The 25746-nt window shown below is 72.4% G+C and carries 22 protein-coding genes and 1 riboswitch; of the genes, 8 read left to right on the top strand and 14 right to left on the bottom strand.

The annotated features are described in order from the left end of the window. From DMB66_RS49355 to DMB66_RS49340, 4 genes are all read right to left on the bottom strand, one after another. The coding region (locus tag DMB66_RS49355; protein ID WP_199753089.1) for a helix-turn-helix domain-containing protein at nt 1-482 on the bottom strand (482 nt) is incomplete at its 3' end. 84 nt (nt 483-566) lie between these two features. After that, on the bottom strand, nt 567-1421 hold the full coding sequence (locus DMB66_RS49350) for an ABC transporter permease (RefSeq protein WP_125811036.1): 855 nt from the start codon (nt 1419-1421) through the stop codon (nt 567-569). Then, nucleotides 1418-4204, bottom strand: coding sequence for an alpha/beta fold hydrolase (locus DMB66_RS49345; RefSeq protein ID WP_125811035.1), 2787 nt, complete (start codon nt 4202-4204; stop codon nt 1418-1420). The genes DMB66_RS49350 and DMB66_RS49345 overlap by 4 nt, the downstream gene beginning before the upstream one ends. A gap of 48 nt (nt 4205-4252) precedes the next feature. After that, nucleotides 4253-4534, bottom strand: a complete 282-nt coding sequence (locus DMB66_RS49340) for a hypothetical protein (RefSeq protein ID WP_125811034.1) — start codon at nt 4532-4534, stop codon at nt 4253-4255. A gap of 78 nt (nt 4535-4612) precedes the next feature. On the opposite strand from DMB66_RS49340, the gene DMB66_RS49335 reads away from it, so the two are divergent. Then, entirely contained in the window at nt 4613-6826 is a 2214-nt protein-coding gene (locus DMB66_RS49335) for an AAA family ATPase (RefSeq protein ID WP_125811033.1), read from the top strand. Nucleotides 6827-6834: 8 nt separating this feature from the next. On the opposite strand, the gene DMB66_RS49330 is transcribed toward DMB66_RS49335, so the two are convergent. The 5 genes from DMB66_RS49330 to DMB66_RS49310 form a co-directional block, all read right to left on the bottom strand. Then, complete coding sequence (locus DMB66_RS49330) at nt 6835-7146, bottom strand: DUF3263 domain-containing protein (protein ID WP_125811032.1); 312 nt, start codon at nt 7144-7146, stop codon at nt 6835-6837. A gap of 112 nt (nt 7147-7258) precedes the next feature. Next, entirely contained in the window at nt 7259-8266 is a 1008-nt protein-coding gene (locus DMB66_RS49325; protein ID WP_125811031.1) for an ABC transporter permease subunit, read from the bottom strand. After that, the gene (locus DMB66_RS49320) at nt 8263-9246 is read right to left on the bottom strand and encodes an ATP-binding cassette domain-containing protein (protein ID WP_125811030.1); all 984 of its coding nucleotides are present in this window, start codon (nt 9244-9246) and stop codon (nt 8263-8265) included. The genes DMB66_RS49325 and DMB66_RS49320 overlap by 4 nt, the downstream gene beginning before the upstream one ends. Nucleotides 9247-9344: 98 nt before the next feature. Continuing rightward, on the bottom strand, nt 9345-11876 hold the full coding sequence (locus DMB66_RS49315) for a carbohydrate-binding domain-containing protein (RefSeq protein ID WP_125811029.1): 2532 nt from the start codon (nt 11874-11876) through the stop codon (nt 9345-9347). Then, nucleotides 11873-12466: a DUF4956 domain-containing protein gene (locus tag DMB66_RS49310; protein ID WP_125811028.1), complete on the bottom strand. Its 594-nt coding sequence runs from the start codon at nt 12464-12466 to the stop codon at nt 11873-11875. Before DMB66_RS49310 ends, DMB66_RS49315 begins: the two co-directional genes overlap by 4 nt. Before the next feature lie 237 nt (nt 12467-12703). Then, nucleotides 12704-12839: riboswitch (SAM riboswitch) on the top strand. Nucleotides 12840-12850: 11 nt separating this feature from the next. Between DMB66_RS49310 and thrC the strand changes: the two genes are divergently transcribed. Both thrC and DMB66_RS49300 read left to right on the top strand, forming a co-directional pair. Continuing rightward, nucleotides 12851-14131 carry a threonine synthase gene (gene thrC / locus DMB66_RS49305; protein ID WP_125811027.1) on the top strand — a complete coding sequence of 427 codons (1281 nt, stop codon included), beginning with the start codon at nt 12851-12853 and terminating at the stop codon, nt 14129-14131. A gap of 251 nt (nt 14132-14382) precedes the next feature. Beyond that, nucleotides 14383-15330: a GNAT family N-acetyltransferase gene (locus tag DMB66_RS49300; RefSeq protein ID WP_125811026.1), complete on the top strand. Its 948-nt coding sequence runs from the start codon at nt 14383-14385 to the stop codon at nt 15328-15330. Here DMB66_RS49300 and DMB66_RS49295 read toward each other — a convergent pair. Then, nucleotides 15269-15760: a hypothetical protein gene (locus tag DMB66_RS49295; RefSeq protein ID WP_125811025.1), complete on the bottom strand. Its 492-nt coding sequence runs from the start codon at nt 15758-15760 to the stop codon at nt 15269-15271. The two genes, DMB66_RS49300 and DMB66_RS49295, sit on opposite strands and share 62 nt — an antisense overlap. A gap of 2 nt (nt 15761-15762) precedes the next feature. Continuing rightward, nucleotides 15763-16281, bottom strand: a complete 519-nt coding sequence (locus DMB66_RS49290) for a GNAT family N-acetyltransferase (protein ID WP_125811024.1) — start codon at nt 16279-16281, stop codon at nt 15763-15765. A 340-nt stretch (nt 16282-16621) separates the two neighbouring features. On the opposite strand from DMB66_RS49290, the gene groL reads away from it, so the two are divergent. Beyond that, nucleotides 16622-18247, top strand: coding sequence for a chaperonin GroEL (groL, locus tag DMB66_RS49285; RefSeq protein WP_125811023.1), 1626 nt, complete (start codon nt 16622-16624; stop codon nt 18245-18247). A gap of 79 nt (nt 18248-18326) precedes the next feature. On the opposite strand, the gene DMB66_RS49280 is transcribed toward groL, so the two are convergent. Next, the gene (locus DMB66_RS49280) at nt 18327-19424 is read right to left on the bottom strand and encodes a GNAT family N-acetyltransferase (protein ID WP_233625387.1); all 1098 of its coding nucleotides are present in this window, start codon (nt 19422-19424) and stop codon (nt 18327-18329) included. Nucleotides 19425-19435: 11 nt separating this feature from the next. After that, nucleotides 19436-20671: an MFS transporter gene (locus tag DMB66_RS49270; RefSeq protein WP_125811022.1), complete on the bottom strand. Its 1236-nt coding sequence runs from the start codon at nt 20669-20671 to the stop codon at nt 19436-19438. A gap of 50 nt (nt 20672-20721) precedes the next feature. Here DMB66_RS49270 and DMB66_RS49265 point away from each other — a divergent pair, with 50 nt between their 5' ends. The 3 genes from DMB66_RS49265 to DMB66_RS49255 are packed head-to-tail and all read left to right on the top strand — an operon-like array spanning nt 20722 to nt 23794. Further along, a complete protein-coding gene (locus tag DMB66_RS49265) occupies nt 20722-21558 on the top strand; it encodes a winged helix-turn-helix transcriptional regulator (RefSeq protein ID WP_125811021.1) in 837 nt (278 codons plus the stop codon). A gap of 53 nt (nt 21559-21611) precedes the next feature. Beyond that, complete coding sequence (locus tag DMB66_RS49260) at nt 21612-23411, top strand: glycerol-3-phosphate dehydrogenase/oxidase (protein WP_125811020.1); 1800 nt, start codon at nt 21612-21614, stop codon at nt 23409-23411. Beyond that, the gene (locus DMB66_RS49255; RefSeq protein WP_125811019.1) at nt 23408-23794 is read left to right on the top strand and encodes a DUF4031 domain-containing protein; all 387 of its coding nucleotides are present in this window, start codon (nt 23408-23410) and stop codon (nt 23792-23794) included. The genes DMB66_RS49260 and DMB66_RS49255 overlap by 4 nt, the downstream gene beginning before the upstream one ends. On the opposite strand, the gene DMB66_RS49250 is transcribed toward DMB66_RS49255, so the two are convergent. Next, nucleotides 23713-24360 (bottom strand): metal-dependent phosphohydrolase, encoded by a 648-nt coding sequence (locus DMB66_RS49250; RefSeq protein ID WP_125811018.1) that lies wholly within the window; start codon nt 24358-24360, stop codon nt 23713-23715. The genes DMB66_RS49255 and DMB66_RS49250 overlap by 82 nt on opposite strands. Nucleotides 24361-24460: 100 nt before the next feature. Between DMB66_RS49250 and DMB66_RS49245 the strand changes: the two genes are divergently transcribed. Continuing rightward, on the top strand, nt 24461-25666 hold the full coding sequence (locus DMB66_RS49245; protein WP_125811017.1) for an FUSC family protein: 1206 nt from the start codon (nt 24461-24463) through the stop codon (nt 25664-25666). The last annotated feature ends 80 nt before the right edge of the window (nt 25667-25746 follow it).

Below are 25746 nucleotides of genomic sequence, written 5' to 3'. Positions count from 1 at the left end.
ACGATTTCGACATCGAATCGCGGCTGCCCTCGATCGGCGATCAGCTGCTGAACCTCCTCGCTGGTCAGTCGCCGGTCGCCGTCGCCAAGGCGTAGGTAACTGCCGCGGTGAAGTCCTCTGCTGGCCACATAACTAGGCTTTTCTGCTCGTGGCAGCTCGTTGATCTGAGCCCAAACGACGGTCTTGCCTTCAATGACGCTTAGTCCGGCCGAGGGCTGCAAGGGAGGTATGAGTCTGTCTCGCGCGACGGAACATAGATCGGCCAGCACTTTCGCAGGGTCCGCTACACCTGTCACAGCGAAGCCGGCGTTCTCGTCCACGCCGAGGAGAATCAAGCCTCCAGTAGTATTGGCGAAGGCGGACATGGTGTCGACGACGCTCTCGGGCAGCTTACGTTCGGCCCGCTTGGCCTCGATCCTGCCGTCCTCGGCGCCATACGACCGCAGCAGCACTAGCTGGCTCTCCAGCTCCTCAACATCCATCCCGTCCTCCTCGGTTAGGAGCATCTTAGGAGGATGAGGGCATTTTTGAGGAGGACGGGCCCAGTCTCGAGGCTGAACAGTCGCCTAGGAAGTGATGTCCTTGCGGGTGAAGCGGTAGAACGCCAGCCCCCAGAAGATCGTCGCGTAGCAGATCGCCGAGATGGCTCCCTTCACCATGTCGTCGGTCTGCATCGGGGTGGACAGCAGGCCCAGCCAGGCGTCGCTGTAGTGGGTCGGCAGGAAGTCGCGGATCGAGCCCAGCGCCGTGATCTGGTCCAGGATGCCGGACAGGATCCAGAGCAGCACCGCGCCGCCCACCGCGCCCAGGGCCGCGTCCGTCAGGACCGACAGCAGGAACGCCAGGCCGGCCACCACCAGCAGGATCACCGACAGATAGCCGATGATGCCCAGCAGGCGCAGCACTCCCTCGCCCGCCGGGATCTCCGCCGCCACCGTGCTGCCGAGCGGGTGCCAGCCGTACCGCAGGGTGCCGAGCAGCAGGGCCGTGCCGGCCAGGGTGAGCAGGGCCAGCAGTGAGTAGCCCAGCGCCACGGTCAGCTTCACGCCCAGCAGCCGGGCCCGCGGGACCGGCACCGCCAGCAGATATCGCAGGCTGCCCCAGCTCGCCTCGCTCGCCACCGTGTCGCCGCAGAACAGCGCGACCACCACGATGAGCAGGAAGCTCGACGACACCAGGATGCTGAACAGGGCGAAGTTCAGCCCGCCCGAGGTGGCCAGGTCGACCAGGCTGCCGAACGCCCCGCCGCCGTTGTCGTCGTCGCCGTCCCCGCCGAACTCGAAGGCCAACAGAATGATCAACGGCAGCAGGGCCATGAAGCCCAGCGCCAGTTGGGTCCGGCGGCGTGAGGCCTGCCGGCGCACCTCGGCCAGCAACGGCATGGTCGCCGTCGCCCGGTAGCCCGTCGCAGCCGCGCTCATCGGTCTCCACTTCCTCGCGAGTTGTCGCCCACCAGGGCCAGGAACGCGTCCTCCAGGCGCCGCCGGGGCACCACCCGGTCCACCCCGACGCCGGCGCGCACCAGCGAGGCGACCACCTCGGTGCGCGGCGTGCCGTTCATGTCGACGATCAGCCCCGAGTTGCCGTCCGGGGTGACCGCCCGGACGTTCATCCCGGCCAGCACCAGCTCGGCGGCGGCCACGTCGGAGACCTCGATCTGCACCGACGGGGACTCCCCGACGATGTCGTCGACCGGGCCCGCCGCGACGATCCGGCCCTTGTTCACCACCACCGCGTGCGTGCAGGTCTGCTCCACCTCGGCCAGCAGGTGGCTGGAGACCAGCACCGCGCGCCCGTCGGTGGCGTAGCGCTTCAGGACCCGGCGCATCTCGGCGATCTGCGGCGGGTCCAGGCCGTCCGTCGGCTCGTCCAGCACCAGCAGCTCGGGCAGGCCGAGCATCGCCTGGGCGATGGCCAGCCGCTGCCGCATGCCGTGGCTGTAGTTCTTGGTCCGGCGGTGCACCGAGTCGCCGAGGCCGGCGATCTCCAGCGCCTCGTCGAAGCGGGCGTCCGCCGTCGGCCGGCCCGTCGCCTGCCAGTACGCCTTCAGGTTTTCCAACCCGCTCAGGTGCGGCAGGAAGCCCGGGCCCTCGACCAGCGCGCCGACCCGCGACAGCACCGGCGAACCGGGCTCCAGCCGGTGCCCGAACACCAGGGCGTCGCCCTCGGTCGGCATGGTCAGGCCCATCAGCACCCGCAGCGTGGTGGTCTTGCCCGCGCCGTTGGGGCCGAGCAGGCCGACGACCTGGCCGCGCTCGACGGTGAAGTCGACCCGCTCGACCGCCACGAAGCCGTCCGCGTACGCCTTGCGCAGGCCGCGGACGACCAGCGGCGTCTCGGCGTACTCGTCGACCGTGGGGGCCTCGTGGCGGCGCAGCCGGCGGCGGCGCACGATCAGGACCACCGCGAGCCCGACCAGGATGGTCGCGACCACGCCCAGCAGCACGTACCGCCAGATCACCTGGGGGTTCGCGATCGGCGTGCCCACCACCGTCGGCAGGCTGACCGCCGGCTCGACCGCCACGGTGTAGGTCGCCGGGTCCGGCGGCGTGAGGAACGCCTGGTCGGAGGTCGCCACGGTGATCCGGATGGTGTGGCCGGCGTCGATCCGGCGGACGATCGCGGGCAGCGTCACGCTGACCGGCTGGGCCGCGCCGATGTCGGCCGGCAGCCCGGTGAGCCGGACCGGGGCGATCAGGCCGCCGCTGAGCGTGGCGGTGCCGTTCGGGTCGACGTCGAAGAGCTTGACGAACAGCGTCGCCGAGCCGGTCGGGGACGCGGCCCGCAGCCGCAGGGTCGGCGCGCCGACCACCTCGATCGCGTCGGCGACCGGCGCCGAGTCGAACTCGGCGTGCTGGCCGGCGAGGTCACCGGCGACGCTGCCGAGCAGCGAGCTGAGCTGTCCGCCCACCCCGGGCAGCGAGGAGAGCGCGCCCGGGTTGCCGTTCGGCGGGTTGGCGATCTGCTGGGCCTCCCCGCTGACCGCGACCTCCGTGCGACCGGTCCCGGTCAGGCCGGGGTACGTCGGATCGGAGTAACCGTTGGTGACCAGCCCCCGGTCCAGCGCGCTGAAGCCGGCCACCCGCGAGTAGGTGAAGCTGTTCGCGGGCGCGGCGCCGTCCTTCTTCACGTAGTGATCGAGCCACTGCGCGGTGAGGAACTTGGTCCGGTCCTGGTCCGTTTGCGGGCCCGAGCCGCCGTCGTGGCCGCCGGTGAACCAGGCGACCCGGACCGGCGTGCCCGCCGCCGCGATGCCGCGGGCGTTGGCGTCCGCCTCCGACAGCGGGAACAGCGTGTCGACCGCGCCCTGGACGAGCAGCGTCGGCGCCTTGATCTTGCCGAGCACCGGCGCCGGGCTCGAACGTTGCAGCAGCGCGGTGGTCGCGGCGTCCGGGGTGCCGGTGGTCGCCATCTTCAGGTACGCGGCGCAGACGTCGGCGGCGAAGCGCCCGCAGGCCGGGTTCAGGGTCGTGGGCGGCACGGGAGCGGCAGCCGGAGCGGGACCGTCGCCGGTGAACGCGTCGGTGGAGGACGAACCGCTGCCGAAGAACAGGCCCGCCCAGCTCTTCTTGAACACGCCCGCGGCGCCGACCCCCGTCGCTGACTGCGGGAAGAAGGCCTTGCCCAGGTCGTTCCAGGTGATCAGCGGGACGATCGCGTCCACCCGGGGGTCCTGGGCGGCGAGCAGCAGCGCGAGGGCGCCGCCGTACGAGCCGCCGACCACGCCGACCCGGGGGTCACCGGTGGCGTCCGTCCGCACCCGGGGCTGGTCGGCGAGCCAGTCGAGCAGCCGCTGCGCGTCCTTGACCTCGTAGTCGGGGCTGTCCAGGTGGATCTCGCCGCCGCTGGTGCCGAAGCCGCGGGCGGTCCAGGTGAGGACGGCATATCCGCGGTCGGCCAGCGACTCGGCGTCGTCGCTCACCGAGTTCTTGGTGCCGCCGAAGCCGTGCCCCAGCAGCACCGCCGGCACCTTGTCATCGCCGGACGGCAGGTAGAGCCGGGTGTCCAGGTCGACCGGCTCGGTGCCCGAGGGGCCGGAGAGCACGGTCAGCCGCTGGTCCACCGCGGTCCAGGAGTGGCGCTCGGGCATGGCGGCCCACCCGACCAGCGCGGCGAGCAGAACGACGACCACCGAACCGGCCACCACCCGCCGCCGGGTCACTCGGGGCAGGGCGCGGCGAAGCCGGGTCGTGAGGGCTGGCATGCGCCCACGCTAGCGGCGCGCCGCTGAGCGAGAGCTGTGAACCGTTCGTCAGGGTGTGGTAGCGGTCTTGCCGGCCGGACCCTGGACCGCCTCGCTGCCCTTCTTAGGCGGTTTTGCGGTCGATGTGCCCTCGGTGGGCGGCGTGCCCGGGTCGGCCGAGGAGGCCGGGCCGGCCGACGCACCCGGGCCGCCCGGCTCGCCGCCGGTGGAGGGGACGGCCGAAACGCTCGGCGCCGGCGCGGCCGGTGCCGGGTCATTGGTGTCACCGCAGGCGGCGACGCCAAGCAGGGTCAGCGTGGCGATGGCCAAAGTGGCGTGACGAAGCCTCATTGCGGTGGTGCCTCCCCGGGCGGCGAACGGCGGCTAGCGTGTCAACCTAGTCCCCTCGCCCAAACGGAGGCCTCCCCGGTGCCAGACGACCTCACGCTGACCGTGACCCAGCGGACAGCGGCACTCGACGCGCGCCGCGGCATCGTCCGCCTGCACCCCGAGGTGATGGCGGCACTCGCCATCAATCCGGGCGATCCGCTGCGCCTGGCCGGCCGGCGGACCACCGCGGGTCTCGCCGCGCGGGCCGAGCCGACGGCGAGCCGGGCCCTGCTCTACGCCGACGACCTGATCATCGGCAACCTGGGGCTGCGCGACGGCGGCCAGGTGACCGTGACGCCCATCCCGGTCGTCGAGGCCCGGCGGGTCACCCTCGCGGGTCCACCCGAGATCGTGGCCGTGGTGTCGCCGGAGATGCTGCGGCTGGCGCTGCTCGGCAAGGTGGTCACCGCGGGCGACAACGTCTCGCTGCTGCCGCAGGACGTGCTGCTGGACGCCGGGAACAGGTCGCTGGTCGAGGCCGCCCGGCGCAGCCTGGCCAACCGGGTCGGCTACGCCTGGACCAGCACGCTGCTCACGGTGGTCGCGGTCGAGGACGCCGATGCCGTGCTGGTCACCATGGACACGGTGGTGGGCTGGCAGGACGGGCAGTTTTCGACGGTACGGGACCAGCCGGCGCCCACGGCCGCAGCGGCCCGGCAGCCGGCCTCCACCGATCCGGAGACGCCCCCGCCCAGCCTGGACGACCTGCCCGGGCTCAAGGCCCAGGCGCACGAGCTGACCGAGCTGCTCGACCTCGGCTTCCACCACGGCGAGGTGCTGGGCCGGCTGGGCACCACGGTCTCGCTCGGCGTCCTGGTCACCGGCCCGGCCGGCTCGGGCAAGTCGGCGCTGGTGCGGGCGGTCGCGGCGAACGTCGGCGCGACCGTGCTGGCGGTGTGGGGCCCGGAGCTGGCGGCGCTGACCAACGACTCCGCCGCGACCCGGCTGCGCGGGCTGGCCCGCGACCTGCGGGCGGGCGGTCCGGCCGTGCTGCTGATCGCCGACGTCGAGGCGCTCGCGCCGCGTGCCGAGCCCGGCCCGCTGGCGACGGTGTTCCGGCAGGTGCTCGGTGAGCTGCTGCGGGCCGGCGGTGCCGTGGTGTGCACGACGAGCCGGCCCGAGGCGGTGGATCCCGGGCTGCGCGCGCCGGATCTGCTCGCCGTGCAGCTGGCCGTGCCGTTGCCGGACGCGGCGATGCGGCGCGAGCAGCTGCGGGTGCTGACCCGGGGGATGCCGCTGGCCGAGGACGTTCGGCTCGACGATGTCGCCGGGCGCACCCCCGGTTTCGTCGCCGCCGACCTGGGCGCGCTGGCCCGCGAGGCCGGGGTACGCGCGGCGCTGCGGCAGAAGGAGGCCGAGTCGCCGACCGTGGTCATGGCCGACTTCGAGGCCGCCCTGGACGTGATCCGGCCGACCTCGATGGCCGAGTCGACCCTCGAGGTCGCCCAGGTGACGCTGGACGACGTCGGCGACATGGCCGAGGTGAAGCAGGTGCTGACCGAGTCGGTGCTGTGGCCGCTGACCTACCCGGACACGTTCGCCCGGCTCGGGGTGCAGCCGCCGCGCGGCGTGCTGCTCTACGGCCCGCCCGGCTGCGGCAAGACCTATCTGGTCAAGGCGATCGCCGGCACCGGCAAGGCCAACGTGCTGTCGGTCAAGGGCGCCGAGCTGCTCAACAAGTGGGTGGGCGAGAGCGAGCGGGCGGTCCGCGAGCTCTTCCGGCGGGCCCGGGAGGCCGCGCCGACCCTGGTCTTCCTGGACGAGGTGGACGCGCTGGCGCCGACCCGCGGCCAGTCCACCGACGGCGGCACGACCGACCGGGTGGTCGCCGCGCTGCTCACCGAGCTGGACGGGGTGGAATCGCTGCGCAACGTGGTCGTGATCGGCGCGACGAACCGGCCCGACCTGATCGACCCGGCGCTGCTGCGTCCCGGCCGGCTGGAACGGCTGGTCTTCGTGCCGCCGCCGGACGCCGAGGCGCGTTCGGCGATCCTGCGGGCCTCGGCGAAGTCCGTGCCGCTGGACGGCGCGGTCGACCTGGACGAGTTGGGCGCCGCGCTGGAGGGCTTCTCGGCCGCGGACTGCGCCGCACTGATCCGTGAGGCGGCGCTGTCGGCGATGCGGGAGTCGCTGGACGCCTCCACGGTCACCGCCGATCACGTGGCGACCGCCCGCAAGCGGGTGCGGGCCTCGCTCGACCCGGTGCAGGTCGCCTGGCTGGAGGCCTACGCCTCCACGCACGCCCCCGGCTGACGGCTCGGTCAGCGCCGGCGGGTGCGGGCCCGGGTCGAGCGCAGCCGGCGCAGCCGGCCGATCAGGACCGGGTCGTGCACCAACGCGGCCGGGTTGTCCAGCAGGCCGTTGAGGAGCTGGTAGTAGCGGGTCGAGGAGAGGCCGAAGGCGTCGCGGATCGCCTGCTCCTTGGCGCCGGCGTGCTTCCACCACTTGCTCTCGAACGCGAGGATCCGCAGCTCTCGCTCGGTGAGCGCGGGCGCGTCGGCGGTCGGCTCGGCCGGCGTCTCCTCGCGAGGCGCGGGCACGTGCTGCTGGTTTTCAGAGGCGGCGGGCTGCATGGCGCTCCTGGGCGGTGGGAGAGCACGCACAGATGTACGAAGGGGAGATCGTCAGCATAGTGGCAGCCGGCGATCCCCGCCGTACGTCTGTGCCTGATGCAGCGAAACTACCTTAAGTGATGTCTCGACTACGCATGGTCCACATTGCCGCCCCCACAACGAGGACGACCACCGCCGCGAACGCAGCACCGGCCACCGGCCAGGTGATGGTGAGCGTCTCCGCCGCGCAGCCCTGGACGCTGGAGTAGTAGCACGAGTCCCAGTGGGTGACCACCGTCGACTTGTCCAGCCAGGCCTGGATCCAGGTCGGCGCCAGGTACGCCTCGACGAACGGCGCCCCGGCCATCGACAGCACGATGCCGAGCCCGACCTGGAGCACGATGACGACGCCGATCGCCGCGCCCAGCGCCGTCGCGGTGTGCCGGCCCAGCGAGGCCAGCCCGAAACCGAGCGCGCCCGCCACCAGCACCAGCACCAGCCCGCGCAGCTCCATGAGCACGATGGACTGCCAGGCTCCGGAGGTCATCCGGGCCAGCGTGCCGCGCGTGCCGGCCGTCAATGCGAACAGCCCGGTCCAGGCCGCCGAGACGGCAACGGTGAACAGCGCCAGGTTTACCAGCAGCGCGGCGAGCTTGGTGCCCAGCACCTCCAGCCGCCGCGGCCGCCACAGCAGCAGGTTCATCATGCCGCCGCTGCTCCACTCGGCGCCCACGAAGCTCGCGCCGATCACGAACGCCATCACCGCCAGCAGCGCCGCGAGGGTGATCACCAGGTACCGGAACTGCTCGCGGAAGTCGAACGCCGGCGCCAAATGCCACTCCGGCGGGAAGTCGCTCCGGGCCGGCGGGCTGATCTGGTCACAGGGCGGGTAGTTCTGCGCCGCCGGGGTGCCCTGGGCCGCCCGGCACTCCGCCGCATCCCTGGTCGCCTGCTGCACGGCGGACTGGTATTCGCGGTCCGCCTGGGCCTGCGCCGTGGCCAGCCGCTCGGGTGTCGGCCGGTGGTGGCTGAGGAACACGCCGGCCACGACGGCGGCCAGCACGAGCAGCGTGCCGAGCGCGAGGAACCTGGTGAAGCGGCGCTTGATCAGCCTTCGCGTCTCCGCCGTGTAGAGGCTCACCGCCCCCACCCGCCGCCGGCCGGAGTGGCCGGGGCGTCCACCTGGCGGTGCTCACCCTCGACCGGCGCGGTGCCGGTGAGCTCCAGGAAGACGCTCTCCAGATCGACCGCGACCGGCGACAACTCGCTGACGTAGACGCCGCGGGCGGCCAGCGCCCGGGTGATCGCGCTGGGCTGGGCGATGCCGCCGACCAGGAGGTGGTCCGGCTCGACGTAGACCTGGGCGCCGACGTCGCGCAGCGCGCCCGCCGCGCTGGTCAGGTCGGCGACGGATTCGAGGCGGACCCGCACCGATGAGGTCGCGTGCTGGGACAGCACGTCGGCGACGCTGCCGGCGGCCACCCGGCGCCCGGCGGAGATGATCGTGACGGAGTCGCAGATGAGCTGGATCTCGCCGAGGATGTGGCTGGACAGCACCACGGTCATGCCCGACCCGGCCAGGTTGCGCATCAGCGTGCGCATCTCCCGGATGCCGCCCGGGTCGAGCCCGTTCGCCGGCTCGTCCAGTATCAGCAGCCTCGGGTGCTTGAGCAGGGCGGACGCGACCGCGAGCCGCTGCTTCATGCCCAGCGAGTAGGTCTTGACCCGGTCGGCGGAACGATCGCGCAACCCGACCAGTTCGAGCACCTCGAAGACCCGCCCCCGGTCGAGGCCGCCCGCGTCGGCCAGCAACGAGAGGGTGTCGCGCGCGGAGAAGTTGCCGAAGAACTGCGGGCTCTCCACGATCGCGCCGACCAGTCCGGCGACCTCGGGCAGGGCCCGCGGCACCTCGCGGCCGAGCAGGGTCATCCGGCCGTCGTTCGGCCTGATCAGGCCGAGCAGCGTGCGCAGCGTGGTGGTCTTGCCGGAGCCGTTGGGCCCGAGGAAGCCGTGCACCTGACCGGCCTCGACGACCATGTCGAAGCCGTCGAGGGCCCGGCGGATCCCCTTGCGGCTGCGATAGGTCTTCCGCAGCCCCTGTATCTCCAGGACGGCGCTCACGCCGGTCACCATATGTACATTTCATGGCAGACACCACGAAAACGGGCCGTGACCCCGCCCGGGGGACCGGGAAACGGGGTCACGGCAGATCGAGAAGGTCAGGCGCGGCCGCTGCCTGCGGTCGCCGAGGCGACCAGGGTGCCGGAGAGCGTGCCGCCCACATAGAGGCCGCCGCCCGCCGCCGTGCCCGATACCGAGCCGCCGGTGTAGATCCGGTACGACGTGCCCCGGGTCAGCGAGCTCAGGTCGAAGATCACACCCTTGAGCACCCGGGTGCTCTGGAACGAGGCCAGCTGGGTGCCCGAGGCGGTGGCCAGGTGCACGACCGTGCCGGCCGGCTGGTTGGCGCTGAACGAGTAGGCGACCCACGCCTGACCGCTGGTCGGCAGCGTGCTGGTCGACGCGGTCAGGCCGGTGGCGAGGATCGAGCCGCCGGTCATGGTCAGCGCGCCGTTGGAGTCGAGGCCGCCCTCGCCGCCGCCGCGGGTCGGCGAGCCGTTGGCGATGACCGTGCCGCCGGAGAGGGCCAGCGTGCCGTTGGAGTCGAGGCCGTCCGTGCCGCCGTTGACCGTCACGGTCCCGCCGGTGACCCTGATGAACGCGTTGGGCGCGACCTGCATCTCGTTCACGCCCTCCTCCGCCGCGTTCACGGCGTCGTCGGTCGCGGTCACCGTGATCGTGCCGCCGGCGAGCGTGGTCTGCATGGCCTCCAGGCCCTCGTACGACCTGGTCACGTTCACCGTGCCGGCCGAGATGGTCAGCGCGATGTCGGCGTGCACCGCGTCGTCACCGCTGGCCGCCGTCAGGGTGCCGCCGTCGACGATGATCAGGTTGTTGGAGTTGATCCCGTCGTCGGACGCGTTCAGGTTGAGCTGGCCGTCGCTGACCACCACGCTGACATCGGCCTTGACGGCCTTGGTGGAGGCCGTGCCCGGGGCGGTCGTGCTGCCCCCGCCGGTCGTCGCGGTCAGGCTGCCGCCCGCGACGATGACGTCGGTGGTCGCGCTGATGCCGTCGCCGGCGGGTGCGGTGAGGGTACGGGCACCGCCGGCCAGGTAGACGTATCCCTCGGTGGCGTCGGCGGTCTCGTCGGACTTGATCGCGTCGCCGCTCGCCGTGACGCCCAGCGTGCCGCCGGTGTGCACCACGTAGTCCTGACCGCGGACGCCGTCGTCCTTGGCGGTCACGGTGATCGTGCCCGAGTCGATGACCAGGCCGTCGTCGCTGGCGATGCCGTCCGCGGCGCTGCCGGTGACGGCCAGCGACCCGTTGCCGGTGATGGTCAGATCCGCGGCGCTGGACAGGGCGGCAGCGGGATTCACCGCGGTGGTGTAGGTGGCCGGGTCGGTGAGCCGGTTCGTGGTGCCGTCGGCCAGCACCAGCATGACCTCGTCGGCGGCCACGACGGACAGCGGCGCGGTGGTTGAGTTGGCGATGGTCACGCCGTTGAGGATCAGCCGCACGATGCCGGTCCCGGCGCTGTTGACGACGATCCGCCCATTGGTCAGCGAACCGGTGAAGCGGTAGGTGCCGGCGGCGGTGACCGTGACGGTGCTGCCGCTGATCGAGACGCCGCTGCTGGTGGAGGTGGCACCGGAGCCGGTCAGGGTCACCGCGGCGACGGCCGACTCGCTCCAGACGTGGTCGGCCGGATCGTCATGGTCGGCGGCGTTGGCGGCCAGCGCCTGCGCCGCGGCGGGGCCCGCGGCGAGCAGGACCGGATCGGCGGCCCGGGCGGCGGCGCCTGGTCCGATGGCCAGGGCGCCGGCGAGGGCGGCGGCGGTCAGGACGGGGGAACGATGCATCTCTCGGTCCTGTCGGTCGGCGGCCGGCGTGGGGCCGGCCGGAACAGCGGGGTGGAAGTGCCGGCGTAACAGCCGGCGCCAGGGGACGGACGGCAGGTCGGGGCGCAGGGCGGCCAGGCCGGTCGCGTACTTGGAGATGGACGTCGGGCGGTGGCCCCGGGCCCACAGCAGGCGATCGACCTCGGAGGCCGCCGCACGCGTCTTGGTCTCGACCACGGCCATCCCCGGCAGGCTGAGGTCGCCGGCGCCGGTCCGGTCCAGATCGGCCCAGGACAGGTCGATGTCGATGGTCACCCGGCTCTGCGAAGCCGGGAGGAACAAGGTGCTGCGCAGGTATCCGGTGGTGAGCACCGGCGCGAAGATCAGCCCGCCGACGTCCAGGTCCGCCAGCACGGCGTCGACGAACCAGCGGCCGGGTGCGACGTCGGCGTGGTGCCGCCGCTCGTACGCCAGCCGGGTCTTGACCGTGCTGCCGCGTAAGCCCTCGGTTTTGACCTCGAGCAGGCACAACCCGGAGTCGAGGTAGGTCCGCGTCCGGATCTTGAAGCGACGGCGTCGCCGCAGCGCGGTGAGCCGGAAGCAGACCAGGTCGTCGGTGTCGAAGTAGACCGAGGCGTAGCGGAAGAGCCGGACACCGTCGATATCGAGGATCCGGGTGTCCCGGCCGAGCGCGGGCAGCAGCGCGGCCAGCTCGGTCAGCGGAAGCACATACTTGCGGTCCCGCCTGACCTGGAGCTCGGCCTGCGCGGTGAGCTCATCCAGCCCGATCGGCCCGAGCCCGTCCAGCCCTTCGAGCCGCGGGGGCGCGGCGGGTGCGGCGGTCACGGGCGGGCCCCGGCCGTCGCGGCGGCGAGCGCCCCGGCCGCCGAGCGGGCCCGATGGGAGTACCGGACCTCGACCACCGTGGTCTCGCTGACCAGGTCGACGCGCTCGACCGACAGGGCGTGCACCCGGGCGCCGAGCACCTGCTCCAGCTTGGCGAGCAGGGCGACCTCGTCGGTGATCGCCGAGTCGAGCACCAGGATCTGGCGCCGGTAGCTGCGGAACAGCCGCGGATGGTCGCCGAGGAACATGACCACGAGGATCAGCGCCATCAACGTGGGCGGGAGCCACACCTCGCCGCCGCCGAGCGGGCCGATGATCCCCAGCGCGAGCGCCGAGAAGTAGTAGGCCACCTCGTGCTGGTCCAGCTCGGTCGAGCGGAGCCGGATGATCGAGAGCACGCCGAAGAGCCCGAGGCCGAGGCCGGCCCCGACGGTGCTCGAGCTGAGCGAGCCGGCCACGGCCAGCACGCCGACATTGACACCGAGGTACGCGACGACGAGATCGCGGCGGCGATGACGCGGGAAGTAGAGCCCGAAGACGAGCACGGAGACCGCGACGAGATCGATCGCGAACAGTACGAGCCGAGGCATGGCGGGGCCCCTCCATCAAGGCTGATCAGGTGGCTGCCGGGTGAACGACAAGCAACAAATCCATGACTTTCAATGGAGACTAGGGCTGAACCCCTGGAACCAACCTCAAAGAATCCTGTGAATCCATCGACCCACATCAATCAAAGCCGGCGGGGGCGAAGAGGACCTGGCTCACACCTCGGGATGCTTGGCAGCGCTTTCCGCGCCCACCCCGTAAGGTGTTGGAAACAACTGAATACCTCATCCAGAGGGGCAGAGGGAACGGCCCGTTGAAGCCCCGGCAACCACCACGCACGTCTCGATGGCGAGGCCCCGCGCGGCAGGTGCTAATTCCGTCCCCGTGCGCGGCTGTCACGCCGGGGAAAGATGAGAAGGAGCCTCGTCATGACGTCGGCCGTCGACGCCCCCCGCCAGTCCATCAGCCCTGCTCGCGCCCTCGTCTGTCGCGGTTGCGGCGCCGAGTTCCCGCTCGCCGCGCAGCATGCCTGTTACGAGTGTTTCGGCCCCCTCGAGGTCGCCTATGACCCCGCCGCGCTCGCCGCGGTCACCCGTGCGCAGATCGAGGCCGGCCCGCAGAACATCTGGCGATACGCCGCCCTGCTGCCCACCGGCCAGGACCCGGCCTCCCGCGTCACCCTCGACCCGGGTCTGACCCCGCTGGTCGGCGCCGCCGCGCTGGCCGCCGAGCTGGGCCTGCGGGCGCCGCTCTGGGTGAAGGACGACTCCGCCAACCCGACCCACTCCTTCAAGGACCGGGTTGTCTCCGTCGCCCTCACCGCCGCCCGTGAGCTGGGCTTCACCCGCTTCGCCTGCGCCTCGACCGGCAACCTGGCCAACTCGGTGGCCGCCCACGCCGCCCGCGCCGGGGTGCCCTCGATCGTCTTCATCCCGGGTGATCTCGAGCAGGGCAAAATCATCACCACCGCCGTGTACGGCGGCGAGCTGGTTGCGATCGACGGCTCCTACGACGACGTGAACAGGCTCTGCGGCGAGTTGGTGGAGACCGACGAGTTCGAGGACACCGCCTTCGTCAACGTGAACGTGCGGCCTTTTTACGCGGAGGGTTCGAAGACTCTCGGTTACGAGGTGGCCGAGCAGCTCGGCTGGCGGATCCCGGCTCAGGTGGTGGTGCCGATGGCCAGCGGCGAGCTGCTCACCAAGATTGACAAGGCGTTCACCGAGCTGGTGGAGATCGGCTTGGTCGAGGCCCCGGAGGGCGGCTGGGCCGTCTTCGGCGCCCAGTCGGCCGGCTGCAACCCCATCGCCACCGCCCTGCACAACGGCACCGACCAGATCATCCCGGTGAAGCCGACCGGCATCGCGAAGTCGCTGAACATCGGCGACCCGGCCGCCGGCGCGTACGCCATCGAGGCCGTGACCCGCACCGGCGGCTGGATGGACTACGCCGACGACGACGAGATCCGCGACGCCATCCAGCTTCTCGCCCGCACCACCGGCGTCTTCGCCGAGACCGCCGGCGGCGTCACCGTGGCGGTGCTCAAGAAGCTGGTGGCCAGCGGCAAGCTCGACCCGGAGAAGGAGACGGTCGTCTTCAACACCGGCGAGGGCCTCAAGACGCTGGACGCCGTCGCCGGTCAGGTCGGGCCCACCCACCGGATCAAGCCCTCGCTGCGCGGGGCCCGGGATGCCGGCCTCCTCGGGTGACGCAGAGTAATCACCAGTCTGCCTAACGTCAAGATTCCTTCCGCTGAGGACTTGCGCGGGGATCTCAGGCTCGGCAGGATGCTCTACGCGGGAGGACGCGACGCCGTACGTGGCCCCACCTTCGAGCTTGGCGACAATCTCCTAGGGGCCCAACGACCCAGTGCCGGAGGCGCTGTGCGCGCGTCCTCCCGACCAAACTTCCCGGCCAAATCTCGGTCGCGGCGCGATCGCCGGCAGGACAGTCTGTCGAGATGCTACGGATTGCGCCCCTCGCGGATGATCAGACGGCCTTCGAGATCGACCGGGCGGCCGCCGAGTCGGACACCCCCGACATCCCGCTGGGCACCTTCGAGGCCTACCGCGCTCGCCTGCGGCATCCGTGGCCGGGTAACGAGCTGGAGCAATATCTGGCGGTCCACGACGGCGTGCCCGCCGGGCACCTCGAGCTGGGCCTGCCACTGCTGGACAATCTGGCCAACGTCAACGTCCAGCTCTTCGTGCATCCGGAGCAGCGGCGGCGCGGGATCGGGCGGGCCCTGTTCGGGCACGCGGTCGAGCGCACCCGGGCACTCGGCCGCCGGCACCTCATCGGCCCGACCACCGACGACGGCGCGGCCTTCGCGAGGGCCATGGGCGCGGCGGCCGGCCTGGTGGAGGTCCGCAGCCGCCTGGACCTGGCCACCGCCGAGCCCCCGGACACTCCGGTGGCGGCCGGCTACCGGCTGGTCCGGTGGACGAACGTGGCGCCCGCGGAGTTCCTGGACGACCTCGGCTACCTGGAAAGCCGGCTGAACGCCGACGCCCCCACCGGGGACCTGGCCTGGGAGGCCGAGAAGGTCGACGCCGCCCGGGTCCGCGCGGCCGAGGAGGCCATCCGCGTCCGGCGGCGCACGGCGTTCCACACCGGCGCCGTGCACGAGGACAGCGGGCGGCTCATCGCGTGGACGACGATCGCCGGCCAGGACGATACGGCCTGGCACGCCTGGCAGAGCATCACCATCGTCGACCCGGGCCACCGCGGACACGGTCTCGGCCTGACGATCAAAAACCAAAATCTCCGGTACGCCCGCAGCAGCCGTCCCGGCCTGCGCGCGATCGACACCTTCAACGCCGCCACGAACGACCACATGCTCCGGATCAACCGGACGATGGGCTTCCGGGCGGTGGACCAGTGGACTCAGTGGCAGCTGACCGTCTGAACCGCCGCAGCCCCGGTCGCAGCGGCGCCACCCGGTATCCGCCGCGCTCCAGGCCCGCGTGCCGCTCGAAGGCGTTCCGGGTGCCGTAGGTGCCGGTCAACGCCCACGAGTAGCCGCAGAGCGCCCAGTACGCCGGCCAGAACAGCGGGCCGAGCACCGCATACTGCCCGGCGTGCCGGCTCTCGTGGGCGAGCAGGTCGGCCCGGCTCTCGTGCAGCAGCCACTCGGCCGTGCGCCTGGTGATGATCACCGAACCGATGGTGAAGCAGGTCGCGGGCGGCGCCTTGCGCCGGTAGCCCTCGGCGACCAGGATCCCGCCCGGCCCGCGCCGCACCTTGGCGCCGGTCAGCACGGCCAGGCCAAGGCCGACCAGGGTGGTCCCGTTGACGGCGGTCAGCAGGGTGCGGGCCGTGTGCCACGCCGCGCCCATCGTCAGGCCCGCCGGCGCATCTGGAGCTCCAGCAGGCCGGGGACGATCGGGTGCGGCACCCGCACCCCGGTGTCGGCGAAGCCCAGCCGCTCGTACGCCCGGACCGCGCGGTCGTTGCCGACCACGACCTCCAGCATCAGCTCGCTGCGGCCCATCGCCACCGACCACTCGGCGACCGCGTCGACGAGCCCGCCCAGCACGCCGGTGCCACGCCGGGCGGGTGTGATGTAGACCGCGAAGACGACCGTCGTGCCCGGCGCCTCGGGCAGCACCGTGCCGCCCGCGTGGCCGATCAGCCGGCCCCCGGGGTCGGCCACGAACTGGGCGAGCTGGCCGCCCGTCGACGCCTGCGCGATCCGCCGCCGGAAGTCGGCGTGCGGCCGGGCCGCGGCCTGGGCGAGCGTCTCCAGGAAGGCGAGCGGGCTGTCGGCCAGCATCTCCAGCCGCAGGGCGCGCATCCGGCCCGCGTCCGCGGGAGTGACCCGGTGCACGGTCAGGGCCGGCGCGATGGTGCTGGTCATGCTGCTCTGCCTACCTCGTCGCCCAGGTGGGGGCAAGCGGGACGCCGATATACGACCGCCGTGGGCACCCGCGCGGGCGGTCCGTTCTGCTTGCACTCGCCCCAGCAGAGTGCTAAACAAGTGATTGGCACTCGCGCCACGTGAGTGCCAGCAGGTCGGGGCGGTGGGGTCACGGCCGCGGCATCGCCATCGGTGCCGGGGCACGAGACCGGTCGTCGCGGGCTATCCGGCTCGACCTGAGGACGTCACATCGCCAGGTGGTGACGTCCGCATGGTTCCTACGTGCGGAAAGCGGGCCGGACCGGCCCGGCGCCGCGAATGTCCAGGAGGACAAAGCCGTATGGCCAAGATCATCGCATTTGACGAGGAAGCTCGTCGCGGCCTCGAGAGTGGTATGAACCAGCTCGCCGACGCCGTCAAGGTGACGCTCGGCCCCAAGGGCCGCAACGTCGTGCTCGAGAAGAAGTGGGGCGCTCCCACCATCACCAACGATGGTGTGTCGATCGCCAAGGAGATCGAGCTCGAGGGCACCTTCGAGAAGATCGGCGCCGAGCTGGTCAAGGAGGTCGCCAAGAAGACCGACGACGTAGCCGGCGACGGCACGACGACGGCGACCGTGCTGGCCCAGGCTCTGGTGCGCGAGGGCCTGCGCAACGTCGCGGCCGGCGCCAACCCGATGGCCCTCAAGCGGGGCATCGAGGCTGCCGTCGCGGCTGTCTCCGACGAGCTGAGCAAGCTCGCCAAGGACGTGGAGACCAAGGAGCAGATCGCCTCCACCGCCTCCATCTCCGCCGGTGACTCCACGGTCGGCGAGATCATCGCCGAGGCCATGGACAAGGTCGGCAAGGAAGGCGTCATCACCGTCGAGGAGAGCAACACCTTCGGGCTCGAGCTGGAGCTCACCGAGGGCATGCGCTTCGACAAGGGCTACATCTCGGCATACTTCATGACCGACGCGGAGCGGATGGAGGCCGTCTTCGACGACCCGTACATCCTCATCGCGAACAGCAAGATCTCCGCGGTCAAGGACCTGCTCCCGGTCCTCGAGAAGGTCATGCAGGGCGGCAAGCCGCTGATCATCATCGCCGAGGACGTCGAGGGCGAGGCCCTGGCGACCCTGGTTGTCAACAAGGTCCGTGGCACCTTCAAGTCCGTCGCCGTCAAGGCGCCGGGCTTCGGTGACCGCCGCAAGGCCATGCTGGACGACATCGCCATCCTCACCGGCGCCACGGTCGTCAGCGAAGAGGTCGGCCTCAAGCTCGACGCCGCCGACCTGAGCCTGCTGGGCCAGGCCCGCAAGGTGGTCATCACCAAGGACGAGACGACCATCGTCGACGGTGCCGGCAACGCCGAGCAGATCCAGGGCCGGGTCAACCAGATCCGCGCCGAGATCGAGAAGTCGGACTCCGACTACGACCGCGAGAAGCTGCAGGAGCGCCTGGCCAAGCTGGCCGGCGGCGTTGCGGTCATCAAGGTCGGCGCGGCCACCGAGGTCGAGCTCAAGGAGCGCAAGCACCGCATCGAGGACGCCGTTCGCAACGCGAAGGCGGCCGTCGAGGAGGGCATCGTCCCCGGTGGTGGCGTCGCGCTCGTGCAGGCCGGCAAGACCGCGTTCGACAAGCTCGACCTGCAGGGCGACGAGGCCACCGGCGCGAACATCGTGAAGGTCGCGCTCGACGCCCCGCTGCGCCAGATCGCCGTCAACGCCGGCCTCGAGGGCGGCGTCGTGGTGGAGAAGGTGCGCAACCTCGAAGCCGGTTGGGGCCTGAACGCCGCCAACGGCGAGTACGTCGACCTGCTGGCCGCGGGCATCATCGACCCGGCCAAGGTCACCCGCTCGGCGCTGCAGAACGCCGCGTCGATCGCCGCACTGTTCCTCACGACCGAGGCGGTCGTGGCGGACAAGCCCGAGAAGAACCCGGCCCCGGCCGGTGGCCCGGGTGGCGGCGGAGACATGGACTTCTAAGTCCACCTGGTAACGACGAAAGGGCGGGTCGCCTCGGCGGCCCGCCCTTTCGCTGTCCTCGCCCGGCTCGTGCCGGATGTCAGAGCTGTTTGCGGTAGAGCAGAAAGACTCGTTCTACGCGGGCGCCGACGGCGTTCGCGTAGAAGGGCAGTGGCCCGACCCAGCCGATCTGCACCTGGCTGTGGCCGGCGGCGCGCTGGTCGGCGAGGCAGCGGCGCAGCAGCAGGGCGCCGATGCCCAGCCCGCGGGCGGCCGGGGCGGTGCCCATCGGCCCGAACCACGTCGGTCGCGACGATCCGTAGGCCGCGAAGCCCAGGATCGCGCCGTCCTTGGCCAGCGCCAGGTGGCAGCCGGCCTGGTCCCGTCCGACGGAGTGGGTGATCTCCCCGGCCCAGCCCTCGCCGAAGTTGGTCAGCGTGAATCTGACCAGCGCCGGAACGTCCTCGGCGGTCGCCCGCCGCACCGTGATGCCCTCCTCGGCCAGCCGCGCCTCGTCCCCGGCGGTGGCTCCCGGCGCGTCCCCGGCCAGGTCCACCGTCATGTTCCAGGCGGGCTGGTCCTGCTCGAAGCCGAATGCCATCGCCGCGCAGATCGCCGGCGTGTACCGCACGTCGATGCCCGGCCAGGCGTAGTACGGCGCGTTGCCGGCGACGACGACGTCGCCGGCGCCGAGCCCGGCCAGCGCTCCCTCGATCCGGGCCACCAGCGCCCGCGCCACCCCTCGGCGCCGCTCCTGCGGGTCGACGGCGATCAGGTCGACGTGGCCGATCGAGCGGTCCCGGTGCGACACCGAACCCAGCACCACGCCGATCACCCGCGCGCCGCTCACCGACACCGGCTCGCCGGCGAGCGCGGCCCCGGCGGACTCGCCACTCATCGAGACCGGCTGGCCGGCGAGGGCGGCTCCGGCGGACTCGCCACTCATCGAGACCGGCTCGCCGGAGAGCGCGGCCCCGGCCGCGGCGGAGCTGCCGCCGGCCGAGCGCAGCGCTATGAAACCCGCGACCCTGCGGGGCTTGGCCGACCAGCCGTCGGTGCCGGTGGTCTCGCGCAGGCGCAGCACGATCTCCGCGGCCTCGGCGGCGTCTTCGGGCAGGTCCAGGGCGGCCCGGCAGAGGGTCACCACGGCGGGCACGTCGTCGTCGGTCAGTTCGGAGATCCAGAACTCGCTGTCCACAACCGCCGAACCTACCCAATGACCGCCTGCGGCTCCGGCGCGGCGTCGAGGAGATCGCGCCGATTCCGTACCGGGGAGAGCAGAAGCGCGAGCGGCGCGAGTATCGCGGCCGCCGCGACGATCAGCAGGGTGGCCCGGGCGCCGAGCGGCCCGGCGAGCGCACCCGCCACCAGGCCGCCGACCGGAATGGCGCCCCAGGAGACAAAACGGACCGTCGCCATCACCCGGGAGAGCAGCTCGGGCGGGCTGGCGATCTGCCGGTACGTACGGGTGGTCACGCTGAGGACCACGACGCTGCCCGCGAAGATCAGGACGCCGGCGCTGAAGGCCACGTAGGCCGTCCAGCCGGTGCCCGCGGGGATGACGAACGCGCCGGCCGCCCCCACGAAGCCGAGGATGATCAGGCTGCGGGCGGTGCCGAGGGCGTTGGTGACCCGCGTCGTCAGCGCCGCCCCGATCAGGCTGCCGACGCCGTCGACGGCCAACAGCAGGCCGGCGACGGCGGCCGGTGCGTGCAGTTCCCGGATCAGGTAGAGCGGGAGAAGCGCGTGGTGGGCGCCGTTGACGAAGTTGACCGCGGTGGCGGACCACATGGCCGGGCCCATCACCGGGTGCCGGGTCACGTAGGCCCAGCCCTCGCGGATCATCGCGCCCATCGGCGTGGGCCGGTCGGGCTGGTGGCCGCGCCGGGCCGGCAGGGTCCGGAGCAGGGCCGCCGAGACGAGGTAGCTGATCGCGTCGATCAGCAGGGTCGGCACCGCGCCGAGAAACTGGACCGCGAGGCCGCCGAGGGAGGGGCCGGCGAGTTGGGTGGTGGCGTGCGTGCCGGAGGTGAGGCTGTTGCGCGACTGCAGCTGGTCCCGGCTGACGATCTCGGGCAGGAAGGTCGAGTTGGCGACGAAGAAGACCACGTGCGCGAAGCTGATGATCAGGGCGACGACGACCAGCTGGGCGACGGTCAGCCGGCCCAGCCACCAGGCCGCCGGGATGGACCCGACGGCGAGCGCGCGGATGAGATCCGCGCCGACCTGGGTGCCGCGCAGCGGCAGCCGCTGCACGATGACCCCGGCCGGCAGCCCGATCACGAGCCAGGCGACGTAGCCGGCCGCGGCGATCATCCCCATCTCGAACGGGGTCGCGTCGAGGACGGCGAGCGCGGTCAGCGGCAGCGCCACCCCGCCGATCGCCGAACCCAGATCACTGCTGGTACCGGCCGTCCACCAGCGCCAGAACACGCTCACGGTCATCACCCCCGGTGTAGTGGGTTTCATTTTTGGAACGGACTATACTGAAGGGCGTGCGCAGGGTCGAACTCATAGATGCCGACTGCGGCATCGAGCAGGCGCTGGGCGTCGTCACCGACTGGTGGACGTTTCTGGTGGTGCGCGACATCGCCGGCGGCGTGACCAGGTTCGAGGCGCTGCAGCGTTCGCTGGGCATGAGCCGGCGCGCGCTGACCGAGCGCCTCGCCGCCCTGGTCGAGCACGGCGTCCTGCACCGGGCGCCGTATTCGGAGCACCCGCCCCGCCACGACTACCTGCTCACGCCGAAGGGCGAAGGGCTACTGCCGGTGCTGATCGCGCTGCAGGAGTGGGGCGACCGGTGGGTGCTCGGCGACGGCTCGCTCACCGCGACGGCGGCGCCCACCTCGGCGGAGGCGCACCGCGTGCACGGCCTGATCGGCCACCGGATCCCGGCGCTGCGGCTGGAGACCTGGACGGTCCTCTACTTCTTCCCCGGCGCCTTCGCGCCGGACGCGCCGGGCCATCCGCCCGGCTGGGGCGACATCCCGGGGGCGGCGGGCTGCACGCTCGAGTCGATGACGTACGCGGCCAGAGCGGCGGAGTTCGCGGCGGCGGGCGTCCAGATCCGCGGCGTCAGCACCCAGCGCCCCGACCAATTGGAAGCCTTCGCCGCCCAGGCCGGCCTGCCGTTCCCGCTGCTCTCGGACCAGGACGTCAAGCTGGCGGCGGGCCTGCGCCTACCGACCTTCCGGGCCGCCGGCACCGACCGCTTCAAGCGCCTCACGCTGCTGGCCGACCCGACGGCGACAATCCGAAAAGTCCAATTCCCCATCACCGACCCGGCGGCCTCGGTGACCGAAATGCTCAACGAGGCCCGCACCCGGGCCTGACCCGATCCTTTTTCACCCGCCGGTGTGACTCCCGGCAGCGCTACCGTGGGGTTGTGCGCTCTCCCTCCGTCTCCCGATATGCCGCCGGCCGGCTCTCGCCCATTCGTCGCATCGCCGATCTGCGGCGATTGCGGGACGAGCAGTTTGATGTGCTCGTCATCGGCGGCGGGGTCACCGGCGCCGGCGCCGCCCTGGACGCCGCGTCGCGCGGCCTGAGTGTCGCCCTGGTCGAGGCCCGTGACCTGGCCGCCGGCACCTCCAGCCGGTCCAGCAAGCTCATCCACGGCGGCCTGCGCTATCTGGAGCAGCTCGAGTTGCACCTGGTGCACGAGGCGCTGACCGAGCGTGGCCTGCTCACCAGCCGGCTCGCCCCGCACCTGGTGCGGCCGGTGCCGATTCTGGTGCCGCTGCCCGCCGCCTCGCCGCCCGCCCGGGTCTGGCAGCGGGCCTACTACGGCCTCGGCGTCGCGGCCTACGACGTCTTCGCCGGTGTCTTCGGCAGCGGGCGCGGCATGCCGCTGCACCGGCACCTCACCCGCGACGGCGCCCGGCGGCTCTTCCCCAGCCTGCGCGCCGACCAGATCGTCGGGGCGATCCGGTATTTCGACGGGCAGGTCGACGATGCCCGCCTGGTGGTCAACCTGGCCCGCACCGCCGCCAGCCTGGGCGCGGCCGTGGTCACCAGCGCCCGGGTCACCGGGTTCCTGCGGGAGGCCCGCGAGGTCGTCGGCGTCAAGGTGCGCGACCTGGAGTCGCCCGACTCGCCGGAGTTCGAGGTGCGGGCCCGCACCGTCGTGGCCGCGACCGGGGTCTGGAGCGACGACATGTCGCGGATGCTCAGCGACGTCGGCGTCCGGCCCGGCTTCCGGGTGCGCGCGTCCAAGGGCGTACACCTGGTGGTGCCGCGGTCGGCGATCACCGGCGAGGCCGGCCTGATCCTGCGCACGCCCACCTCGGTGTTGTTCGTCATACCCTGGGGCGGGCACTGGATCATCGGCACCACCGACACCGACTGGCAGCTCGACCGCTCGCACCCGGCAGCCTCCGCGCGCGACATCCGCTACCTGCTCGACCAGGTCAACACGGTGCTGGACAGGCCGCTGACCGCCGACGACATCGAGGGCGTCTACGCCGGGCTGCGGCCGCTGCTCTCCGGCGAGGCCGACTCCACCTCGAAGCTGTCCCGCGAGCACGCCGTGGTCGAGCCGATGCTCGGGCTGCTGCTGGTCGCGGGCGGCAAATACACGACATACCGGGTCATGGCCGCCGACGTCATCAACCGGGCCGTGCGCCGGCTCGGCGGGCCCGCCCAGCCGTCGCGCACCGACCAGCTCCCGCTGCTCGGCGCCGACGGCTTCGCCGCCGCCTGGCGCGACCGGCTGGACATCGCCCGCCGGCACGGCGTCACCGCCGGGGTGATCGAGCATCTGCTGGAGCGGTACGGCACCCTCACCGTGCACCTGCTGGCCATGATCGAGGCCGACCCGGCGCTGGCCACCCCGCTCGCCGGCGCCCCGGAATATCTGGCCGCCGAGGTCGCGTACGCGGCCCAGGCCGAGGGCGCGCTGCACCTCGACGACGTGCTCACCCGGCGCACCCGGATCTCGATCGAGACCGCCCACCGGGGCGCCGAGACCGTCACGCACGCCGCCGCGGTGATGGGCGACGCGCTCGGCTGGGACGCCGCGGTGCGAGCCCGGGAGATCGAGCACTACCTGGCCCGGGTCGAGGCCGAGCGGCAGTCGCAGAAGATGCCCGACGACCTCACCGCCGACGCGGCCCGGCTGGGCGTGCCCGACGTTCGGGGCTATGCCGCCGACCGCGGCATCGACCTGCTCGAAGTGGAACTTTGATCCTCGTCGACGAGCCGCGCTGGCCGGCCCGCGGCCGGCTCTGGTCGCACCTGGTCAGCGACGTGTCATATGCGGAGCTGCACGCCTTCGCGGAGATGCTGGGCGCGCCCCGGCGGGCGTTCGACCGTGACCACTACGACATCCCGGACGCCCGCTTCCCGATGGCGTTGTGGCTCGGCGCCACGCTGGTCCGCTCCCGCGAGCTGTCCGCCCGGCTGCGCGCGGCCGGGCTGCGCCGGCCCAAGCACCTCAGCCCAGGGTCTCGGGTCGGCCCAGGTCTTGAGTCGGCCCAGGTCTTGAGTCAGCCCAGGGTCTTGAGCTCGGCTGCCAGGTTCGCCCTGGCCGTGTCTTCCCAGGCCGCCCGCAGCGGGGCGTGCCGGTAGATCGACGGCAGCTCCAGCAGGGCTTTCAGCACCTGGCTCCGGCCGCCGCGGAAGGCGTCGTCCGGCACGTGGGCATACTCCCGGCGGATCGCGGCCGTGTACGCCGCGTACTCGTCCGGGCCGGACGCCAGGATCGCCAGGTCGGCGTCGCAGAGCAACTCGCCGTCCGGGTCGTCCTGCTCGGTGGCGTGCCCGGCCGTGAGCCCGACCAGCCGGGCCACCTCCGCGGCTACCTCGTCCGGCGTCCCCAGCGTCGCCAGCAGCCCGGCCGCGAACTCCGCGCTGTCCCGTTCGTTGGCGTCACCGAGCGCCCGCGGGTCGTAGACGGCGTCGTGCAACCAGGCCGCGAGCCGCACCCGGTCCGTGCCGGGCGCCAGCTCCGCGTGCCGGTCGATGACATCGAGGACGGCGGTCAGGTGCGCCACGGTGTGGTACTGCCGCTGCGGTTCCGACCAGCGGGTCAGCAGATATTCGCCGGCGGCGCCGAGGTCCGCGTCGTCGGCGGTCGCCCCGGCGCCCCGGGCTGCCGCGACCCACCGGTCAACAAGAGTCGTCACGGCCGCCATCCTGGCATGCCGTCCGGCTAGGGTGCTTAGGCATGTCGCCCCGCCCCCGCACTCACCGGCTCGCTCCGGTGCGGTCCGTCATGCCGAGGGTGGGCCCGGCATGACGGATGCCGAGGCGCAGCGGGGGCTCACCGCGGTCCTCGCCGAGCTGCGCGGCCGGTCCCGGTCGGGGATCGGCGCCGGCTGGTCCCGGGTACGGGGTGGCTTCGCGCTCGCGCTGCAGGCCGGGCTGGGCGCCGGGATCGCCTGGTTCATCGCGCACGACGTGATCGGCCGGCCGAGCCCGTTCTTCGCGCCGATCGCCGCCGTCATCACCCTCGCCTCGTCGGTCGGGCAGCGCGCCAAGCGGACGATCGAGCTCGTCGTCGGCGTGGCCATCGGCATCGGCATCGGTGACGGCATCATCCTGCTGATCGGCACCGGTCCGTGGCAGGTCGGCCTGGTGGTGGTGCTGGCGATCGTGGCCGCGGCGGCGGTCGGCGGCGGCACGCCCCTGGTGGTGCAGTCCGCCTCGTCCGCGGTGCTGGTCGCGACGTTGACGACGCCGGGCGCCGGGCTGCCGTACACCCGCTTCTTCGACGCGCTCGTGGGTGGCGTGGTCGGGCTGGTCGTGATGACCGTGCTGCTGCCGCTCAACCCGCTGACGGTGATCCGCCGGGCGGCGAATCCGGCGCTGCAGACGCTGACGGACGGCCTGCGCACGATCGCGGACGGCCTGAAGTCCGGCGACTCCGGCGTGGTGCGCGGCGCCCTCGACCAGCTACGCACCGCCGAGGCGAACTTCACCGGCTTCGACCAGGCCGCGGTCGCGGCGAGCGAGAACGTGGCCTTCGCGCCCGCCCGCTGGCGGGCCCGCGGTGCGCTGGGCCAGTACGTCGAAGGCGCGGACCACGTGACGTACGCCCTGCGCAACGTCCGGGTGCTGGCCCGGCGGGTCATGACGGCGCTCGACGACGGCGAGCAGATCCCGGAATGCCTGCCGAGCTCGATCGGCCTGCTCGGCGACGCCGTGGACCTGCTGCGCCAGGAGTGGGCGAAAGGCGTCGAGCCGGTCGCCACCCGGGAACGGGCGCTGCGGGCGGCGGCCGAGTCCGGGCGGGCGTACGCCGAGGGGGTCGGCTTCTCCGGCGGGGTGGTCGTCGCGCAGGTCCGGACGACGGTCTCCGACCTGCTCAGGGCCACCGGCATCGAGTATGCGGAGGCGCCCCGGCTGGTGCGGCGGGCGGTCGGCTGGGACGGGCGGGCGCGTGCAGCCCGTAAGCCCGCCCGGGCCCGGCCGGGCGGCTCCGGTCGCGGCCCGTCCTGACATTTCCGGCGGTTTTCCGCTCTTGATCCGCTTTCCGACGCCGCGGGCCTGACCGGGCGGGGCGGGGTGGCTACGCTGGC

It is taken from the genome of Actinoplanes sp. ATCC 53533 (genome assembly GCF_003947245.1).
The sequence above is the reverse complement of the archived record's forward strand: the minus strand, read 5'-3'. Positions and strand labels throughout refer to the sequence as shown.

Bases quoted from the DNA above. Each gene is read 5' to 3' on its own strand.
- DMB66_RS49270 (WP_125811022.1), bottom strand. From the start codon at position 20,671: ATGACCGTGAGCGTGTTCTGGCGCTGGTGGACGGCCGGTACCAGCAGT.
- groL (WP_125811023.1), top strand. From the start codon at position 16,622: ATGGCCAAGATCATCGCATTTGACGAGGAAGCTCGTCGCGGCCTCGAG.
- DMB66_RS49245 (WP_125811017.1), top strand. From the start codon at position 24,461: ATGACGGATGCCGAGGCGCAGCGGGGGCTCACCGCGGTCCTCGCCGAG.
- thrC (WP_125811027.1), top strand. From the start codon at position 12,851: ATGACGTCGGCCGTCGACGCCCCCCGCCAGTCCATCAGCCCTGCTCGC.
- DMB66_RS49250 (WP_125811018.1), bottom strand. From the start codon at position 24,360: ATGGCGGCCGTGACGACTCTTGTTGACCGGTGGGTCGCGGCAGCCCGG.
- DMB66_RS49290 (WP_125811024.1), bottom strand. From the start codon at position 16,281: ATGACCAGCACCATCGCGCCGGCCCTGACCGTGCACCGGGTCACTCCC.
- DMB66_RS49345 (WP_125811035.1), bottom strand. From the start codon at position 4,204: ATGCCAGCCCTCACGACCCGGCTTCGCCGCGCCCTGCCCCGAGTGACC.
- DMB66_RS49340 (WP_125811034.1), bottom strand. From the start codon at position 4,534: ATGAGGCTTCGTCACGCCACTTTGGCCATCGCCACGCTGACCCTGCTT.
- DMB66_RS49330 (WP_125811032.1), bottom strand. From the start codon at position 7,146: ATGCAGCCCGCCGCCTCTGAAAACCAGCAGCACGTGCCCGCGCCTCGC.
- DMB66_RS49350 (WP_125811036.1), bottom strand. From the start codon at position 1,421: ATGAGCGCGGCTGCGACGGGCTACCGGGCGACGGCGACCATGCCGTTG.
- DMB66_RS49300 (WP_125811026.1), top strand. From the start codon at position 14,383: ATGCTACGGATTGCGCCCCTCGCGGATGATCAGACGGCCTTCGAGATC.
- DMB66_RS49310 (WP_125811028.1), bottom strand. From the start codon at position 12,466: ATGCCTCGGCTCGTACTGTTCGCGATCGATCTCGTCGCGGTCTCCGTG.
- DMB66_RS49295 (WP_125811025.1), bottom strand. From the start codon at position 15,760: ATGGGCGCGGCGTGGCACACGGCCCGCACCCTGCTGACCGCCGTCAAC.